Origin of the sequence: Bacillus thermotolerans (assembly GCF_000812025.2) — a bacterium.
GTDB classification, from domain to species: domain Bacteria; phylum Bacillota; class Bacilli; order Bacillales; family Domibacillaceae; genus Quasibacillus; species Quasibacillus thermotolerans.
In genome coordinates this window covers 25,199-43,464 of sequence record NZ_JWJE02000018.1, presented here as the reverse complement: position 1 = coordinate 43,464, position 18,266 = coordinate 25,199, and the positions used below count along the sequence as shown (strand labels likewise).

The following is an 18,266-nucleotide window of genomic DNA, read 5'->3' as shown; positions in this document are numbered from 1 at the left end:
CACCTGCCTGTGTCTTTCGAGTTTGCTTTATATGTATGGGCTGGAGCACCCGAAACCTCCCCAGCGTCAGAATGCCGGCTTTAGTAAACTACACTTCAATCATGACGGCGTCTCCCTGGCCGCCTCCGCTGCATATCGCGGCGATACCAATACCGCCCCCTCTTCTTCTGAGCTCGTAGGCGAGTGTCAAAATAATTCTTGCGCCGCTGGCTCCGATTGGATGCCCAAGCGCAATGGCTCCTCCGTTGACATTTACTTTCTCCGCATCAACGCCTGCAATCTGGCCGCTGGCAAGCGCAACCGCTGCAAATGCTTCATTAATTTCAAATAGATCGATATCCTGCAGTGATTTACCGGTTTTCTTCAAGAGCTTGTTAATCACAAGACCCGGTGTTTGTGGGAATTTACTTGCTTCTACTGCTACCTCGGCGTGGGCAAGAATCGTTGCCAGCGGCTGCTTCCCTTCCTTCTCCGCCCGCTCTGCGCTCATTAACAGAAGAGCGCCGGCGCCATCGTTAATACCCGGTGCATTGCCGGCCGTAATGGTGCCATTCTTGTCGAAAGCTGGACGAAGTTTTGCCAATGTCTCTCTGCTTGTGTCTTTGCGGGGTGCTTCATCCTTCTCTACTATCACCGGCTCTCCTTTACGCTGAGGCACCTCTACTGCTACAATTTCTTCAGCCATGCGTCCTTCTTCCATAGCGGCGACTGCTTTTTGATGACTTCTCACTGCCCACTCATCCTGCTCTTCTCTGGACAAGTTGAACTCTTCCGCCGTTTCGTTTCCATAGGTCCCCATGTGAACCCCTGTAAAGCTGCATGACAGGCCATCATGGATCATCAAGTCCACAACGGACGCATCGCCCATTCTAAGGCCCCATCTTCCTTTCGGGAGAGCATACGGAACGTTTGACATGGATTCCATCCCGCCAGCTACGATGATCTCCCCGTCACCTGCCCTGATAATCTGGTCTGCGAGCGTGACACTGCGCATCCCTGAAGCGCATACTTTGTTAATTGTTTCTGTCTTTACTTCCCAAGGAATGCCTGCTTCTCTCGCTGCTTGCCGTGAAGGAATTTGCCCCTGTCCGGCTTGAAGAACATTTCCAAAAATCACTTCCTCCACCTGCTCGGGCTGTACTCCTGACCGTCTTAACGCCTCTTTAATGGCTGCTCCGCCAAGCTGTGAGGCCGTTAATGCACTCAGGCTGCCGCCAAACTTTCCGATAGGTGTACGTGCTCCTTCAACAATCACTGTCTTCGTCACACTTTTCTCCTCCTCTTTTTCAAAACTCGTCTTGCTTCCTTCTGACTGAACGTTCGCTCAATGGCTCGCCAAACAATTAGACAGCTTCTTAGCTATATAGAAAACTGCCGGGCAAGCTGAAGAGAAAAAGAGAGGAACTCCTCTCTTTTTCTCTATTCATTTTTTAAAGATTATCAGCTTCTGCAGAAGCCATTTCAGCTACCGCTTCCTTCTCTGGCTCTTTTACGCTGTCTTTTTCTGTCGGCTCCCCTTCCGGTGGACCATCTGCCTTGCGTATACCAATAACGGATTTCTCCAGAAGCTCCGCTACATCATAAGTAGAAATCGTGTCCTCTACTTCCTTCGCTTTCGTTCCGTCCGTGAGCATAGTTAAACAGTACGGACAGCCTGAGCTGATCACAGACGGATTCACGGCTAAAGCCTGCTCGGTCCGTGCCACGTTAATGCGATGCCCTGTGTCCTCTTCCATCCACATCAGACCGCCGCCTGCCCCGCAGCACATACCATCCTGACGGTTCCGCTCCATTTCAGCCAGCTTCACACCTGGAATTGCTTTTAAGATCTCCCTCGGCGGATCATACACATCGTTATAGCGGCCAAGGTAGCATGAGTCATGGAAGGTAATCGTTTCATTCACTGGATATTGCGGCACAAGCCGCCCTTCCTTAACAAGCTGGTCCAGCAGCTCTGTATGGTGATAAACTTCTGCTTTAAAGCCTAAATCCGGGTATTCATTTTTAAAAATGTTATAAGCATGCGGATCAATCGTTACAATTTTCTGAACGTTGTTTTTCTCAAATTCTGCAATGTTGGCAGTCGCCAGCTCCTGGAACAAGAATTCATTGCCGAGACGGCGCGGCGTGTCGCCGGAATTCTTCTCTTTGTTGCCGAGAATAGCAAACTTCACTCCCGCTTCATTCAACAGTCTGGCAAAGGAAAGAGCAATTTTTTGGCTGCGGTTATCAAACGCACCCATAGAGCCGACCCAAAGCAAGTACTCGAATTCTTCTCCTGCTTTCTTCAGTTCTTTTACTGTCGGTACATGAACATCTTCACGAAGGCTGCGCCAGTTTTCTTTTTCCTTTCGATTTAACCCCCATGGATTGCCCTGGCGTTCAATGCTTTGCATCGCACGCTGAGCTTCCGGGTCCATTTTCCCCTCCGTTAAAACAAGATATCGACGAAGGTCAATGATTTTATCGACGTGTTCGTTCATCACTGGACACTGATCCTCACAGTTACGGCAAGTCGTGCAAGCCCAGATTTCCTCTTCCGTAATGACATCACCAATTAGGCTAGGATTATAGAGGTCAGCTGCTGTTTCTTCCTGAGCCAGTGCCAGCTGGTTTCCTTTTGTATCAGAAAAGGCGAAGGCTGGTACCCAAGGCTGCTTAGATGTCACAGCCGCACCTGTGTGCGTAAGATGATCGCGAAGCTTCACAATTAAATCCATCGGCGACAGCATTTTTCCTGTTCCAGTAGCTGGACACATATTCGTACAGCGACCGCATTCTACACAGGCATAAAAGTCGATCATCTGCAGCTGATTAAATTCCCGGATGTTCCCCACCCCAAATGATTCCTTCGTTTCATCTTCAAAATCAATCGGCTTTAACGTGCCTGGACGGTCCAGTCGGTGAAAATACACATTAGCGGGTCCGAAAATCAAATGCGCATGCTTTGACTGCGGCACGTACACAAGGAAGGCCAGCAGCACAAGCAGGTGAACCCACCAGGAAACATAGAAGAAAGCAACCGCTGCATTTGTGCCTATCCATGAAAAGCTCACAGCAACAGCAGAGGCAACCGGTTCAAACCATGTCCAGCTGACATCGCTTCCCTGGTGCCAAACGAGCTCCATCCCGTTTCCGACTAACACAGAAACCATTAATAATCCGATAAAGATAAGAACGAGTCCATTCTTCCAACCGCGCTTCAAGCGGACAAGTTTTTCTACGTAGCGGCGATGGAAGGCCCATACAACAGCCACTAGAATCATCAATGTCACAAGCTCCTGGAAAAATTTAAAGCCCTCATACAGCGGCCCGAGCGGCAAGTGAGCTCCAGGCACAATGCCTTTGATAATGAAATCGATAGCACCAAGCTGTACAAGAATAAAGCCATAGAAGAACATGACATGAATAGCCCCGCTCTTCTTGTCTTTCAGCAGCTTCTTCTGCCCGAATACATACACCCAAATTTTCTCTAGCCGCTTCTTGACATCATTATCGAACTCTTGCTTCTGGCCTAGCTGAATATACTCGTAGCGTGTCTTTAATACGTAAGCGAATAAGTACACTCCGTAAGCGATTACAAGAACAGCGGCAAGCAAGTTAACCCACAACAAAGCGTTCATTCCCCGTTGCACTCCCCTCTTTCATGAATAAAGTTTACACTTTTCAGAATATTTATATTAGTTATATTATATTATGAACGAGCGTTCAGTCAACCATTAGTTTGTAATATAAAAAATATTCTATTTAGTTAGACTCTTTTTCCAAAAGAAAAGTCCTGCGATCCCCTTTGTTCTCGCAGGACTTTTTTCTTTTACATTTTTTCCGGGGCAGATACGCCAATTAACTGCAAAGCATTTTTCAGTGTAACCTGAACCGCTTGAATTAGTGCTAAGCGGGCCTCTGATAGCGGCTTGTTCTCCGCATCTAACACTTTTTCTGCATTATAAAAGCTATGGAAGGCAGCAGACAGCTCCTGAACATAATTCGTCATTCGGTGAGGAATGCGCTTTTCAGCTGCTTCCGCAATCGCTTGCGGGAAGTCACCGATTTTCTTTAACAGCTCAAATTCTTTCTCTGCTTTTAAAGGAGACAGGTCCGCCTGCTCGTTTACCGTTAAGTCTTGCTCTTCACCCTGGCGCAAAATGCTGCAAATGCGAGCATGAGCATATTGAGCATAGTACACCGGGTTTTCATTGGACTCGGACACGGCTAAGTCAAGGTCGAAGTCCATATGCGTATCCGAGCTTCTCATCGCAAAGAAGTAGCGGACAGCATCTAACCCTACTTCTTCCACAAGATCCCGCATCGTTACGGCTTTTCCTGTCCGTTTACTCATCTTCATTTTTTCACCGTTCTTATACAGGTGAACCAGTTGAATAATTTCTACTTCTAGCTGGTCAGGGTTGTAGCCAAGCGCTTCAACTGCCGCTTTCATCCGCGGAATATAGCCGTGATGGTCGGCCCCCCAAACATTGATGACCTTCTCAAATCCACGGTCAAATTTATCCTTATGATAGGCTAAATCTGGTGTTAAGTATGTGTAGCTGCCGTCATTCTTAATCAATACCCGGTCTTTGTCATCACCGAAAGCTGTAGAGCGGAACCAAACGGCCCCGTCCTCTTCATAAATATGACCCTTTTCACGCAGGGCAGCGAGCGCTTCATCGATTTTGCCGTTTTGGTAAAGAGAGGTTTCTGAATACCAAACATCGAACTTCACGCGGAAATCCTCCAAGTCCTTCTTCAGCTTCTCCATTTCATACTTCAAGCCGTACTCTCTAAACGTGTTAAAGCGTTCCTTCTCCTCCATATTCACAAATTTATCGCCGAATTCGTCCGCCAGCTTTTGACCAATCCCAACAATGTCTTGTCCATGATACCCGTCCTCCGGCATCTCCTTGTCATGGCCAAGCGCTTGGAAGTAACGAGCTTCTACCGATAAAGCCAGGTTATTAATTTGATTGCCGGCATCATTAATATAATATTCTCTCGTTACATCATAGCCTGCCTTGTCCAGTATGTTGCATAAGGAGTCACCGACTGAGGCACCGCGGGCATGCCCTAGATGCAGGTCTCCTGTCGGGTTAGCTGATACGAATTCCACTTGGACCTTTTCGTTATTTCCAGCATTTGTCCGGCCATAATCATCTCCTTCTCGGAGAACAACTGGAATCAAATCAGTCAAATAGCTGTTATCCATATAGAAGTTAATAAAGCCGGGACCAGCAATTTCAATCTTTTCAATTGAGGCTTTGGACGAATCAAAATGCGCGATGATATCATCCGCAATCGCACGCGGCGCTTTTTTGGCAATGCGAGCCAGCTGCATCGCCATGTTCGTTGAATAATCACCGTGCGCCTTCTCTTTCGGCACCTCTAATACGACAGCAGGCACCTCGGCCTCCTCTGCCAAGCCCGCCTTTAATACGGCCGCCTTGATCTCCGCCTTTAATGCCTCCTGAACCTTCTCTGCCACATTCATTTATTATTACCTCCTCATGAGTCTTTCGCGCTTTAAAGCAGCGGGGGTCTGTCCCCCACTACACTAAAGCAATAAAGCGTTGTGTTTATTTTTCGTTGAATTGAATTTCTAGGGAGTATTTGCCTACCGTTTGCTCTTGCACATGCAGGCTGTAGTCAATTTGAAACGTTCCCTTTAATGTCGATTCTCCGTATGTATGGCTGTGGGAAAGCTTCTTTGTTTCGGTTGTAATGGGTACGGAGCCTTGAGGAGTCGTGAAGGCACCGCCTAGTGCTTCCTCCCTGTGAAAAGGCAGGTTAATGTTCACTGCTCCGCTGCGTGAAATGGCAGCACGATCTTTAGAGAACTCAATCGTTGTATGGATAGAGCCTTCTTCCTGACGCTCTTCATATTCAAGAACATACAGCTGACCCTGCTCATAGAACTTTCCGGAAAGCATCATCTCATAAATGTCCTTTTGTCCTTCTTGCTCAACGCTCGATACTAAATGAATACTAACAGGAATATGTGCTTGCGTTTGTTTGATCAAGCTATTCACATCCTTTTAAAAATTCTTGTTATAACTTATTAAGTATAAAAATGTTTATATAAAATTGCAATGCGAAGTTCCTTTCATCGCCTGCTCTCTCTAAAAAGGGTAGGCTTCTCTTCTTGAATTCATACTTTCTGTCTTTCTTGAAGATTAAAGTGCCGGCACTTGTGGTACATCAATAAAAAAAGGATTGGAGCTGTTAATTATGGAACAAGAGAAGCATATTTATTATGTGGATCCTGCCAGTAGAGAAATGCTGCCGACATCAGATGCAAAAGGAAACTTCCGAATCGCTGTGACAGAGGAGGAAGCAGACTTTATTAGACAGATTCTTTCAGAAAACTACTCAGCCGAAGTAAGTACATTTGCCCGCGCCCATGTCCCATACCTTGATTATTCCATCGACCCCCAAGACGACCAGTACGACCGCTCACTCATTGCGATCTATGGCTTAATCTATAAATTTGGCGACGAGGAAGCTAGACATCACATTGACCAGATGGGAATTCTTGATAAATACCGCTTAAGTGAGAAAAAAGACTTTTAAATAAAGAACACCTCCAAGAGCAAGCTTGGAGGTGTTTCTTTGTTTACTTCATTTGATTGACGAGTCCCCAGCCAAGCAGTATTTCGCGAATCAGCTTGGAAGCCGTATTGGCTGTCTGTTCAGAGGCGTCATAAACCGGTGCGACTTCGACCAAGTCACCGCCAACCACATTTACATTTGAGTGAGCAATGGCGTGAATGGAGGCTAGAAGCTCTCTAGATGTAATGCCGCCTGCATCTACTGTACCTGTCCCCGGTGCATGTGCTGGGTCAAGCACATCAATATCAATTGTCACATACACAGGGCGTCCCGCAAGCTTCGGCAACACTTCCTTCAATGGTTCCAATACCTCAAATTTTGAAATATGCATGCCATTTTCCTTCGCCCATTCGAATTCTTCCTTCATCCCGGAACGAATACCGAACGAATATACATTTTGAGGGCCGATCAGCTCGGCAATTTTCCGGATAGGCGTCGAATGAGAAAGAGGCTCTCCCTCATACTCTGTGCGCAGGTCCGTATGTGCATCCATATGAATGATCGCCAGGTCTGGATACTTCTTCGCTACCGCCTTCATGACGGGCCAAGAAACAAGGTGCTCACCGCCCATGCCAAGCGGGAATTTGCCATCCTGCAATAAGCCGTCAATATAGTCTTCGATCAAGTTCAGACTTTTAGCGGGGTTTCCGAACGGAAGCGGAATATCGCCTGCATCAAAATAGCTGATTTCCTCTAACTCCCGGTCTAGATAAGGGCTGTATTCTTCCAGGCCGATGGATACCTCACGGATACGTCCCGGGCCGAAGCGTGAACCCGGCCGGTAGCTGACTGTCCAATCCATCGGCATGCCATACAGGACCACCTTGCAGTTTTCGTAGTCCTGCTGGGCGCCGATAAAAATGTTGCCTGAATAAGCTTCATCAAAACGCATAACCTTCCCACCTTTTCCTTACTCTGTTAAGTCTTTTACGAATTTAGGCAGTACGAACGAAGCTTTATGAAGCTCTTTCGTATAGTATTTCGTATCAATGTCATGGAATCGATCCTCTTTCACCTCAAGAGGATCATGTTTCTTTGATCCAATCGTAAACGTCCAGAGCCCGCTCGGATAAGTCGGAATGTTTGCTGTGTATAAGCGTGTAACAGGGAAGATTTCCTTCACGTCGCGCTGCACTTCACGAATTAAATCCGCTTTGAACCAAGGGTTATCCGTCTGTGCCACAAAAATGCCATCCTCTTTCAGTGCTTTGGCGATTCCCGCATAGAAGCCTTTTGTAAACAGGTTTACGGCTGGGCCAACAGGCTCCGTAGAGTCGACCATGATGACATCGTATTCATTCTCGCTGTTTGCAATGTGCATAAATCCATCATCCACTCGTACATCTACACGCTCATCCTCCAGCTTGCCAGCAATTTCCGGCAGGTACTTCTTGGAATATTCAATGACTTTGCCGTCAATATCTACAAGTGTCGCTTTCTTCACTTCAGGGTGCTTCAGTACTTCGCGAATAACCCCTCCATCGCCGCCGCCGACTACAAGGACGGTTTCCGGATTTGGATGAGTAAAGAGAGGAACATGAGCAACCATCTCGTGATAGACGAATTCATCTCTCTGTGACGTCATCACCATGCCATCTAGAAAGAGCATATTGCCCCACTCTTCTGTTTCAGCCATCTCCAAATATTGAAAATCCGTTTGCTCCGTATGAAGCGTCTGTTTAATTTTCATGGTAATGCCAAAGTTCTCTGTTTGTTTTTCTGTATACCATAGTCCGCTCATTTTCTTTCTTCCTTTCTGTAAAGGGTGTTCGGCTTGTGGTCAGCAGCGGCTGCCGTCCATTTGCACTGAGAAAAGTATAGACAAATTCCGCAAAAATTCAAGCGGTTTTTTTCCTTATTTGTCTAATCCATAGAAATATTCTCTCCTATGTTTAAAATGCCGGAAACTTTTTCATACTATTCATAATTATTCTTTACAAGGCAGGTAACCTCTATATGACAGTCATTACCCTGTCAGGCTATCGTAAAACAGTGAAATGGATACGTGCTTTTTTCTTTTTCGGTCTGTTTGCAGCGGCAGGGCTGCTCCTGCTACTTGGCATTGGCCTATTATCCATGAAGCTGTTAGGTAAGCCTGAAGTAGCCGTTCCGCAATCCACTCTATATTTCGCTAGTGACGGACAGGTCATCGGAGAAAACCATGCTGGCGAGAAAAGATACTGGGTCTCTCTTGACGAAGTATCTCCTCATTTAGTAGAAGCTACCCTGGCCGTCGAAGATAAAAAATTCTTTGAGCATCACGGTTTTGATATTAAACGGATCGCCGGCGCAGCATTAGCCGATATAAAGGCGATGGCAATGGTGCAAGGAGCCAGCACCATCACCCAGCAATACGCCCGCAACCTTTACCTTACCCATGACAAAACATGGAAACGGAAAATTCTTGAGGCAGTGTACACGCTTCGCATTGAAATGAGCTATTCAAAAGAGGAAATTTTAGAAGGGTATTTAAATACGATTTATTACGGTCATGGTGCCTATGGCATTGAAGCCGCCAGCCAATTCTATTTTGGGAAAAAAGCCAGCGAGCTGACACTTGCAGAGGCTAGTATGCTTGCAGGCATTCCAAAAGGCCCTTCCATTTACTCACCGCTTGCTTCTTTATCGAAAGCGAAAGAGCGTCAAGGTGTTATTTTGCGTGAAATGGAAAAAGGCGGCGCAATCACATCAGCCCAGCGTCAATCAGCCTACGCCACGGCGCTCCATGTGGTTGGAGAACACCCGCATGAGGATGCAGAAACGGCACCTTACTTTCGAAATGCCGTTCAACGGATACTCGCTGACAAGCTCGGCATGGACGAACAAACCATCGCACTCGGCGGCTTACGTATTTACACAACATTGAACACAGAGCATCAAAAGGCAGCTGAAGAGGCGGTTAAACAGGTCATTAGTGAAGAGTCAGACATACAGCCTGCTTTCGTGGCGATCTCACCAAACACGCATTATGTTACAGCGCTCGTCGGAGGAAAAGATTTTACAGAAAGCTCCTATAACCGGGCCGTTCAAGCGGTGCGCCAGCCTGGCTCTACATTTAAGCCGCTTCTCTATTATGCGGCTCTGGAAAATGGCTTCACTCCGGCAACCCGCCTAAAAAGCGAGAAAACAACCTTTGAATATGACAATGGCCACGGAATTTATAAACCAAGCAACTTTAACCATCGCTATGCAGATGAAGACATTACAATGGAACAGGCACTTGCTGTCTCAGACAATATTTACGCTGTGAAAACGAACTTGTTTTTAAAGCCCGAGACGCTTGTAGATACCGCCAAGGAGTTTGGCATTTCGACTCCGTTAAAGCCTGTTCCCTCGCTGGCACTCGGCACATCTGGTGTCCGCGTGCTGGATATGGTTAACGCCTACGCCACCATCGCGAACGGCGGACAATATACGGAGCCCGTTTTCATTACCCGGGTAGAAGATGTGGACGGCAATGTGATTTACGAACATGCAGCTGATGAGGAGCCTCGCTTCGACAAGAAACAGACAGCTGTTCTCACTCACATGATGACAGGCATGTTTGATGAAACGCTCAGCAGCTATGCCAGTGTGACAGGGGCCTCCATTGCCAAGAATATGACACGCCCTTATGCGGGGAAATCTGGATCCACAGCCTATGATTACTGGATGATCGGCTTTACCCCGCAGCTGGCTGCCGGTATCTGGACTGGATACGACAATGGGCAGGAGATCACAAAAGCTGAAGAAAAAGGGTACGCCAAAAAGGTATGGGTACAGTTTATGGAGAAAGCCCATACCGGTCAGCCCGTGAAATACTTTCCGAAACCAAAGGGCGTTCTTGCCCTGGATGTCAATCCAGAAAACGGAAAGCTTGCGACCGAACACTGTCCAGTCTCCAGAAAAATGTACTTCGTTGAAGGAACGGAGCCTGAGGAATATTGCACTGATCACTTGCCGGAAGAAAAGGAAATGAAAAAGCAAAAGAACGAAGACAGCTGGCTCAAGCGGCTTCTCCCTTTCTATTAAAAGGAATAAACAACAAAGAGAAACGCCCCGGGTGTGCGGCCCGGGGCGTCTTTCTGTCCTAGTTTATGCAGTTCATGCATTACTTCAAGTGTACTTTTTTTCTAGTTATTGGGCAAGATGTGAACAACTTTTTCGAAAATTGTTCACTTTTTGTTCACCAAACAGGAAATTAACGGATAATTATTCCGCTAGTCCTTCTTTGAGTTCCTCAGAGGAGCGATTCCACACCTCCTCATTATGGCCCCGCAAGAAATCCTTCAATATCTTCTTAGAAGGGGCATCCATGTGATCCACAATAATATGTCCCTTTAGTGACTTGTCCATGCGGTTGACGTGCTCAGGAAGCGACTTGTAGCCTCTGCGCTTTTCGCGGTTAACTGTCATTTCACAAGCAGTCACACCTGTATAGAAAGGGCCTTCCGCTCCTTGGTCAATGGTGACCCAGACAAGCCAGAACGGCTTAGCTCCCTCCGGCACTTCCTCTTTGTTCGGAAGAAATTTAATTCCCTTCTCAACGGCGCTGCGGGCATGCATGGCACCAATATCAATAAAGGCTTCTCCCTCTTCTACATCTATAAAGACCGGGGATACATTCTCTAGAGACAGTGCCCCCTTTCCAAAGCCTTTGTGGCCATCTGTTGGATCATTTTTAATAATATTGAATTGGACTTTTTTCTTCTTCTCCATACAAACTCCTCCTTTCTCCAGCTATGCTTAGCCGAACAACGTAGCAAATATCATATTAAAGCCTTGAATAATAGAAGGTAAAGCTACGCTGAAAATAGGTTGTATCGTGTATTGGTATAAGGGGGTAATAGCAATGATGAGAAAAATCAAGGTGCCGTACTGTTCATACTGCGTCATTTTTATCCTCGTTCGAGCAGGTACCAAATCTTCTACAATCCGGTAGCCGTCGAGCGGCGGGAGAGGCAGCAGATTAAACACAAACAGCACAATATTCAACCACACCATCATGTTAAGCAAATCAATAAGAAATGGCGGGAGGCCGGAACCAACAGCAAAAAATAAAACACCGTAAGCAATAGCTGCAACCAGGAAGTTGCTTAAAGGACCAGCCAATGAAACTAATACACCAGCAAGCCTGGGGTTTTGAAAATTTCTGCGGTTCACCGGCACAGGGCGTGCCCAGCCAAACCCGGCAATCAAAATCAAAATTGTACCGATCGGATCAAGGTGCTGAACGGGATTAAGCGTCAGCCTGCCTTGGTCTTTTGCCGTATTGTCCCCGAATTTGTAAGCCACATAGGCATGCGCAAACTCATGCAGGGTGAACGCCACGATCAGCGTAATTACAACAAAAGGCAATTCCTTCAATGAAAAAGCTAAAAAACTCTCCAAATAATAAACCCCTTTTTCTAGAATTGTACCTCATTTTCTCTCTATTTAAAAAAATGCTGATTTTCCTCGTCGTTATGTTGCCTGTCCTTCTGGAAAAGCATACAATTACCTTGCAGCTATATGAACATTGTATGGAAAGGAGCAGTCAATCATGCCTTACGTCACAGTGAAAATGCTAGAAGGACGCACAGAGGAGCAAAAGAAAGCTCTTGTTGAAAAAGTAACCGACGCGGTCACCGAAACAACAGGTGCTTCTAAAGAAGCAGTCGTTGTATTCATTGAAGAGATGTCTAAAAATCACTATGCAGTTGCCGGCAAACGCCTAAGCGACAACTAAGCAGGACGCTGCCGTCTTTTACAGCCAAGCAGCCTTACTGGCTCCATCCGGTATTAGAAGACGGCACGTACTGCTTTTTTAATTGTTCAATATACTCATATGCTTCAGCAATCTCCTCTTTTGTGTACCGCTGTTTTCTTTTCAAGGTAAAGATCTTATCCTCTACTTCTTCATACGGAAGCGTATCAAAATATAGCACGGTTGAAACAAGTTCTAGAAAACGGGCACTTTGACCGTTCATATCTATCACCGCTCCCTCCAACTGCGGCATGACAACCTCTGAGTGGGTAAGGAAGGCTTTCCCTTCTTCCGTCAGTGTATAGCGATACTGATAATATCCACCCTTCTTCTCACGGATTTCATGAAGAAACCCCATGTTGCACAGCTCTTCTACCCGTAAGGTAAGCTCCTCCGAGTAAGGTCCGTAAAAATGAAACTCAAACTTCTCCTGGAAAGGAAAAGAAAGCTTCTTTGCAATATAAATCATTTTTTGCAATTTCTTTCGTCCGATAATTTCTTCGCAAGCAGAAAACGCCCCCACTAGTTTTGCATGCTCTTTTAATAACATTATTCAACCCCACTTTATTGTCCCAATGTTTATCTTTGCACTAAATATCTAAGAGACTGCGAATCTGACGCTTGATGTTACGTTTGGTGGATCCGTCCTTTAAAAAGTCAGCCGGGAAATACAGCTTATGATCCGTCCGTCTCTTCCCTGAAATTGCATCTACAATACTCGATTCCCTTGATAATTCGCGAAGTTCGTCCTGGTTCGTCATCAAGTAAATCGGCAATCGCTCCTCTTCTTCTCCTGGACGGTAAAAGTCATACGGCAAATCAGAGGAGGAATCAAATACAAGGTAATACTCCGGATCAATATCCGCTTTCTTAAACAGCGCCTCAAGCTCGCTATGCTTGCGGTACTCTTTCGCTGGATCAAACTCTACATACTTAAACAAATTACGATTCACAAAACGACGGCATAAGTCGCTCAAGATCGGGTCCTTCTCCTCCTGCCAAACCTGGAAGTAAAACAGCATAACGGATTCATCCAGCTTTAAGTAATCCTGCAAGGTAAACTGGCCTTTGAAAATTGACTCGAAATGAAGCGGCTTATATGTAAAGGAATACCCTTGGGCCCCCAGTTCTTTGGCCCGGTGCAAAATCTTAGACAACAGCACCTCAGCGCTTCGGGTAACCGGATGGAAATACACCTGCCAATACATTTGGTAGCGGCTCATAATATAGTCCTCTACCGCATGCATGCCGCTCTGTTTGAATACGACCTGATCCTCACGGGGGCGCATAACCCGCAAAATCCGCTCCATGTCAAAGTGGCCATAGCTGACACCGGTGAAATACGCATCTCGCTGCAGATAATCCATACGGTCCGCATCAATCTGGCTTGAAATCAGGCTGACGACCAGCTTATTATCATGTGTTTTGCCAATCACTTCTGCTACTTGCTTCGGAAAATCGGGATCTACCTTTGATAGTACTTCATTCACTTCTGTATCTCCCAGGATGATTTGCTTCGTAAATTCCTCGTGGTCTACGTGGAAGACCTTCTCAAAGGAATGTGAAAAAGGCCCATGCCCCACATCATGCAGCAAAGCTGCGCATAAGGATAAAAGCCGGTCCTCCTTGTTCCATTGCGAACGCTCCCTGAATACATCATCCACGATGCGCCGGACAATCTCATAGACACCAAGCGAATGATTAAACCGGCTGTGCTCAGCCCCATGAAAGGTTAAGTAGGTCGTACCGAGCTGACGAACCCTTCTTAAGCGCTGAAACTCCTTCGTTCCAATCAAATCCCATATGACCAGGTCGCGGACGTGAATATAGCGATGAACAGGGTCTTTAAACACCTTCTCTTCTTTCAGCTTTCTTCTTGAATATTCCATTCTGTACCCCCATTCGAACTCCATCATGCTCTTATTATAACCAAAATTGTGAGGATAGCAGGAAGAAATCCATTACTTTTTGCATATAGTAGAAGAAAGAGATAAAAGTCATCTGTCTATTCATCAGTTGCGAAATAAAAAATCACCTTATCCAAAAGGCGGCAGGTGATTAATATTATTTCTTCAGCTTTTTCATAATCTTTTCCATTAGTTCGTCTTCCGTCAATGCGGCAACAGGACGGTTATTCACAAATGTAAATGTTTTCTTGCGGCCTGGTCCACAATAAGACTGGCAAGCAATATCAATTTTTGCCTCAGGATCGATCCCTTTCAGCTTTGGCACAAGAGTTTTCAAGTTAACTGCCTGACAGTCATCACAAACTCGAAATTCATTTGCCATCTATCATACAATCCTTTCTTTAAGAAGGTAAGACTACACGGTATTTTACCTTGAAATATTTCTGTTGGCAAGATACCATCCTGCGAACAGAGAGCAGTCTAACCGTTAAACAGGGAAACTAGCAGAAAAAAATTATTTTTTCATATTGGTATAAATCTATCGTATTTAGAACATGCTGTCAGTAAGGAATCTTTAATAAACTAAGGAGTGAGATCCATTGAAAAACAGACAGGATGCTTGGTCAGAAGAAAATGATTTATTGCTAGCGGAAACCGTTCTTCGTCACGTGCGTGAAGGAAGTACACAGTTAAATGCGTTTGAGGAAGTCGGGGATAAATTAAACCGCACCTCTGCTGCCTGCGGCTTTCGCTGGAATGCAGTGGTTCGTCATCAATATGAGAAGGCTTTAGCTCTTGCGAAAAAACAGCGAAAGCAGCGTAACCGCCTGCTCGGCAAGGAGCAGGGCGGGAAGAAGAAGCTGCTGTACCAGCCGCCTATGCCTTCTGTGGAGGAAGTAGAAGCCATGTCCCTGCCGCTCGCTAATGAGGTAAACCTGCCAGTTGAAGATGTTGAATCTGAAGTCTCTGTTCAAAGCGGCGAAATCTCAATGGAGAAGGTCATTGCCTTTCTGCAGAACTTCACGGGTACTGCCTATCAGACTGACCGGCTAAAACAAGAGAATGCCAGATTAAAGCAAGAGATCGAACAGCTCACAAAGGAAAAAGAAGAGCTGCAAGGCACCATCAAAGAGCTTGAACAGAATTCTGTCACCATGCAAGAAGATTATGAAACACTCATGAAAATTATGAATCGTGCTAGAAAACTCGTTTTGTTTGATGAGGACGACGCAAGCTCATCCACCTTCAAAATGGACCAAAATGGCAATCTTGAAAAAATGGCTGAATAGACCAGCAGCCGGGATCATTCCCGGCTGCTGGCTGTTGTTTTATAGATGGGCCAGCGCTTTGTCATTACGCTCCCGTACGCGCTGCAAATACCCTTGGTAAAGATCCAGCTCTTCCCCCTGCAGGGAGCTTGCCTGCAAACGCTCCGCATGCTGATTAAGCGCTGTTAAGAAGCGCGTCATGACTTCCTGTATAGTTATCTCCTGCCCTAACAGCTCGCTTAAAGAAGCCATTACCTCCGGTTGAATATCCGGATAGACCCATTTTGTGTTCTCCTGCTTCCTTGCCGCTTCATAAAAGCGGCGGATCGTTTCTGCCCGCTCAGAGCCGCTTCCTGTCACACATAAATAAATTTGCACAGCCACACCATGTCGAAGGCGCCGTTGCGAAATTCCTGCAAACTTCTGTCCGCCGATACTTAAATCGTAGCTTCCCGGACAATAGGAGCCGACAATTTCACGCGCTTCAATCGTTACGGGGAAGTCGGCAAACATTTGTCGGATCAATAAAAACATGGCTTCATAGCCTCTGTCAATATCAATCCCTTTTTCTGTGTCAGGAAGGATTAGCGATATGTTCAGCACACCGGCATCAAGGACAACAGCCAGTCCCCCTGAGTTCCGCACAATGACTTTGTAGCCCTCTTCCCGCAAGGTCTTCACACCCTCCTCAAGATAAGGAAGCTTCGTATCCTGTATGCCTAATACAATGGTTTCATGATGCACCCAGGCACGAGCCGTTGGCGGACTTGCTCCGGCTCCGACAGAGGTGCATAGTGTATCGTCAAAGGCAAATGACTGCAGCGCATCGAACATCGGGCCTAAGCTCGATTGGTCAATGAGTCGCCACTCCTCTTGTTTCAGCAATTCCATCGTTTCATTCATCACACGTTCTCCCTCTCGGTCTATAACATTTCCTTTATCATAATTATACATCAATACGCGCTTCTTTATAGGACAAAAGAGCCCTATGTCCGTCTTTCATATAATTTCCTTTCCTTGGACAATATATCCCTAATCCATGTTCCCATCGCTCGTTCACAGCCTCGTCAAACCACTTTTCTGGATTGCCCGGTCATTTATGTTATATTAATAAGTAGAAGCAGGACTTTCAGTTAGGAGTGAATAATCAATGAGTGAAGCAGCAAAAACAATCGAAGGCTGGTATTGTCTTCATGATTTCCGTGTCATTGACTGGACTACTTGGAAGATGCTTTCAAGTGATGAACGCCAAACAGCCATTTATGAGTTCCAACAGTTTTTAAATAATTTAAATGACGTTCATGAAGCAAAAGAAGGAAGCCATGCTTTTTACAGCGTTGTTGGCCAGAAAGCGGATTTCATGCTGATGATTCTCCGCCCGACCATGGAAGAATTGAATGCGGTGGAAACTGAGTTTAATAAGCTCAAGATTGCCGAGTATACTGTACCTGGCTATTCTTACGTATCCGTCGTTGAACTCAGCAACTACTTATCCTCTGATGAGGATCCATATCAAAACCCGCAAATCCGTGCGCGCTTGTACCCTGAACTGCCAAAAGCAAACTACATTTGCTTCTATCCAATGGATAAACGCCGCCAAGGTGAAGACAATTGGTACATGCTTCCAATGGAAGAGCGCGGCCAGCTGATGCGCAGCCACGGCATGATTGGCCGTCAATACGCAGGCAAAGTGAAACAGGTGATTACTGGTTCCGTCGGCTTTGATGACTATGAGTGGGGCGTAACTCTATTCGCTGATGACGTTCTTCAATTTAAGAAGCTCGTTTATGAAATGCGCTTTGATGAAGTGAGCGCCCGCTATGGTGAATTCGGCTCCTTCTTCGTCGGCAATTTGCTTGATGCAGAGAAGTTCGAGCAAATGCTGCACGTGAATTAACTTCTTGTAAGCTAGAAAGCGATTCAAGCATCCCACTTGAATCGCTTTCTTTTTTGTCATGAAGCGAACGACCCTCACATACACATAAATTGACAATCGATTTTGAAACTGATCTTTCAAGGAGGGTTTTCGTGAATATACCATCTGCTTATCCTTATAGGTACACAGGATCACCTTATTATCAGCCAAGCTATATGTCTTATCCGTATCCTGCCGGCCAGCCGACCATGCCTCCAGCCTCTGCTCAAACCTCTCCTCCCCCAGGCATGGGAGGTGCAGGTCAAATGGGAGGCACGGGCCAAACAGGAGGCATCGACGTACCGGGCGTGCTGCCTATGGAGGAGTCTTATATTGAGAACATTCTGCGCCTGAACCGCGGGAAATTAGCCACCGTCTATGCTACATTTGAGAACAATCAAGAATGGAATGCCAGGACATTTACAGGCCTCATTGAAGCTGCCGGCCGCGATCATTTAATCTTAAGCGATCCACAAACAGGAAGACGTGTCCTCCTGCCAATGGTGTACTTCGATTACGCCACATTTGATGAAGAACTTGAGTATCAATACCCATTCGACGGAGGTCCGCTCGCTTCCTATCCGCCACGTTAAAAAAAGCTGCTCTCCGCATCTAACGGAGAGCAGCTTTTTCCTCCTCTATCTAGCCTCTCGGGGGCAAATAACCTTCCCAACAAAGCATAGAACGCTTCTTGTGGGAAAGAACATTTGCCCGTCGAGGCTAAGCAAGGTGTGAAAGCTTTTGTTTCGGCTAGCTTTCACACCCAGCCTCTCGGGGGCAAATAACCTTCCCCAACAAAGCATAGAACGCTTCTTTTGGGAAAGAACATTTGCCCGTCGAGGCTAAGC

18 protein-coding genes are annotated in these 18,266 nt (G+C 46.2%); 6 read left to right on the top strand and 12 right to left on the bottom strand.

The genetic code is table 11. From position 1 onward, the window contains the following. Nucleotides 1-88: 88 nt before the first annotated feature. The 4 genes from QY97_RS09015 to QY97_RS09000 all read right to left on the bottom strand — a co-directional run bounded on the left by QY97_RS09015 (nucleotide 89) and on the right by QY97_RS09000 (nucleotide 6,014). Nucleotides 89-1,267, bottom strand: a complete 1,179-nt coding sequence (locus QY97_RS09015) for an acetyl-CoA C-acetyltransferase (protein WP_039231163.1) — start codon at nucleotides 1,265-1,267, stop codon at nucleotides 89-91. A gap of 163 nt (nucleotides 1,268-1,430) precedes the next feature. Continuing rightward, nucleotides 1,431-3,623 carry a heterodisulfide reductase-related iron-sulfur binding cluster gene (locus tag QY97_RS09010; protein ID WP_082090116.1) on the bottom strand — a complete coding sequence of 731 codons (2,193 nt, stop codon included), beginning with the start codon at nucleotides 3,621-3,623 and terminating at the stop codon, nucleotides 1,431-1,433. Between the two features lie 191 nt (nucleotides 3,624-3,814). Next, nucleotides 3,815-5,485: an arginine--tRNA ligase gene (argS, locus tag QY97_RS09005; protein WP_039231161.1), complete on the bottom strand. Its 1,671-nt coding sequence runs from the start codon at nucleotides 5,483-5,485 to the stop codon at nucleotides 3,815-3,817. An 85-nt stretch (nucleotides 5,486-5,570) separates the two neighbouring features. Then, on the bottom strand, nucleotides 5,571-6,014 hold the full coding sequence (locus QY97_RS09000) for a DUF1934 domain-containing protein (RefSeq protein WP_039231159.1): 444 nt from the start codon (nucleotides 6,012-6,014) through the stop codon (nucleotides 5,571-5,573). Nucleotides 6,015-6,222: 208 nt separating this feature from the next. Here QY97_RS09000 and QY97_RS08995 point away from each other — a divergent pair, with 208 nt between their 5' ends. Continuing rightward, nucleotides 6,223-6,564 carry a hypothetical protein gene (locus QY97_RS08995; RefSeq protein ID WP_039231157.1) on the top strand — a complete coding sequence of 114 codons (342 nt, stop codon included), beginning with the start codon at nucleotides 6,223-6,225 and terminating at the stop codon, nucleotides 6,562-6,564. A 43-nt stretch (nucleotides 6,565-6,607) separates the two neighbouring features. Here the strand turns inward: QY97_RS08995 and speB are convergent, their stop codons facing one another. Both speB and speE read right to left on the bottom strand, forming a co-directional pair. Beyond that, nucleotides 6,608-7,495, bottom strand: a complete 888-nt coding sequence (gene speB, locus QY97_RS08990) for an agmatinase (RefSeq protein WP_039231155.1) — start codon at nucleotides 7,493-7,495, stop codon at nucleotides 6,608-6,610. Between the two features lie 18 nt (nucleotides 7,496-7,513). Beyond that, the gene (speE, locus tag QY97_RS08985) at nucleotides 7,514-8,344 is read right to left on the bottom strand and encodes a spermidine synthase (RefSeq protein WP_039231153.1); all 831 of its coding nucleotides are present in this window, start codon (nucleotides 8,342-8,344) and stop codon (nucleotides 7,514-7,516) included. Between the two features lie 215 nt (nucleotides 8,345-8,559). Here speE and QY97_RS08980 point away from each other — a divergent pair, with 215 nt between their 5' ends. After that, nucleotides 8,560-10,614, top strand: a complete 2,055-nt coding sequence (locus QY97_RS08980) for a transglycosylase domain-containing protein (RefSeq protein WP_039231151.1) — start codon at nucleotides 8,560-8,562, stop codon at nucleotides 10,612-10,614. Between the two features lie 180 nt (nucleotides 10,615-10,794). Here QY97_RS08980 and QY97_RS08975 read toward each other — a convergent pair whose 3' ends face one another. Continuing rightward, complete coding sequence (locus QY97_RS08975; RefSeq protein WP_039231149.1) at nucleotides 10,795-11,301, bottom strand: YwhD family protein; 507 nt, start codon at nucleotides 11,299-11,301, stop codon at nucleotides 10,795-10,797. A 27-nt stretch (nucleotides 11,302-11,328) separates the two neighbouring features. Continuing rightward, on the bottom strand, nucleotides 11,329-11,973 hold the full coding sequence (locus QY97_RS08970; protein WP_039231147.1) for a site-2 protease family protein: 645 nt from the start codon (nucleotides 11,971-11,973) through the stop codon (nucleotides 11,329-11,331). A 151-nt stretch (nucleotides 11,974-12,124) separates the two neighbouring features. On the opposite strand from QY97_RS08970, the gene QY97_RS08965 reads away from it, so the two are divergent. Next, nucleotides 12,125-12,310 carry a 2-hydroxymuconate tautomerase gene (locus tag QY97_RS08965; RefSeq protein WP_039231145.1) on the top strand — a complete coding sequence of 62 codons (186 nt, stop codon included), beginning with the start codon at nucleotides 12,125-12,127 and terminating at the stop codon, nucleotides 12,308-12,310. Between the two features lie 34 nt (nucleotides 12,311-12,344). On the opposite strand, the gene QY97_RS08960 is transcribed toward QY97_RS08965, so the two are convergent. The 3 genes from QY97_RS08960 to QY97_RS08950 all read right to left on the bottom strand — a co-directional run bounded on the left by QY97_RS08960 (nucleotide 12,345) and on the right by QY97_RS08950 (nucleotide 14,617). Beyond that, nucleotides 12,345-12,878 (bottom strand): YwgA family protein, encoded by a 534-nt coding sequence (locus QY97_RS08960; protein WP_039231143.1) that lies wholly within the window; start codon nucleotides 12,876-12,878, stop codon nucleotides 12,345-12,347. Between the two features lie 40 nt (nucleotides 12,879-12,918). Next, nucleotides 12,919-14,217, bottom strand: coding sequence for an HD domain-containing protein (locus QY97_RS08955; protein ID WP_039231141.1), 1,299 nt, complete (start codon nucleotides 14,215-14,217; stop codon nucleotides 12,919-12,921). A 175-nt stretch (nucleotides 14,218-14,392) separates the two neighbouring features. After that, entirely contained in the window at nucleotides 14,393-14,617 is a 225-nt protein-coding gene (locus QY97_RS08950) for a DUF1450 domain-containing protein (protein ID WP_039231139.1), read from the bottom strand. A 217-nt stretch (nucleotides 14,618-14,834) separates the two neighbouring features. Between QY97_RS08950 and QY97_RS08945 the strand changes: the two genes are divergently transcribed. Further along, nucleotides 14,835-15,524, top strand: coding sequence for an RsfA family transcriptional regulator (locus tag QY97_RS08945; protein ID WP_039231137.1), 690 nt, complete (start codon nucleotides 14,835-14,837; stop codon nucleotides 15,522-15,524). Between the two features lie 39 nt (nucleotides 15,525-15,563). Here QY97_RS08945 and QY97_RS08940 read toward each other — a convergent pair whose 3' ends face one another. Beyond that, nucleotides 15,564-16,406: a lipoate--protein ligase family protein gene (locus QY97_RS08940; RefSeq protein WP_039231186.1), complete on the bottom strand. Its 843-nt coding sequence runs from the start codon at nucleotides 16,404-16,406 to the stop codon at nucleotides 15,564-15,566. 247 nt (nucleotides 16,407-16,653) lie between these two features. Here QY97_RS08940 and hemQ point away from each other — a divergent pair, with 247 nt between their 5' ends. Both hemQ and gerQ read left to right on the top strand, forming a co-directional pair. Continuing rightward, entirely contained in the window at nucleotides 16,654-17,400 is a 747-nt protein-coding gene (gene hemQ, locus QY97_RS08935; protein ID WP_039231135.1) for a hydrogen peroxide-dependent heme synthase, read from the top strand. Nucleotides 17,401-17,594: 194 nt separating this feature from the next. Beyond that, complete coding sequence (gene gerQ / locus QY97_RS08930; protein WP_082090121.1) at nucleotides 17,595-18,011, top strand: spore coat protein GerQ; 417 nt, start codon at nucleotides 17,595-17,597, stop codon at nucleotides 18,009-18,011. Nucleotides 18,012-18,266: the final 255 nt, after the last annotated feature.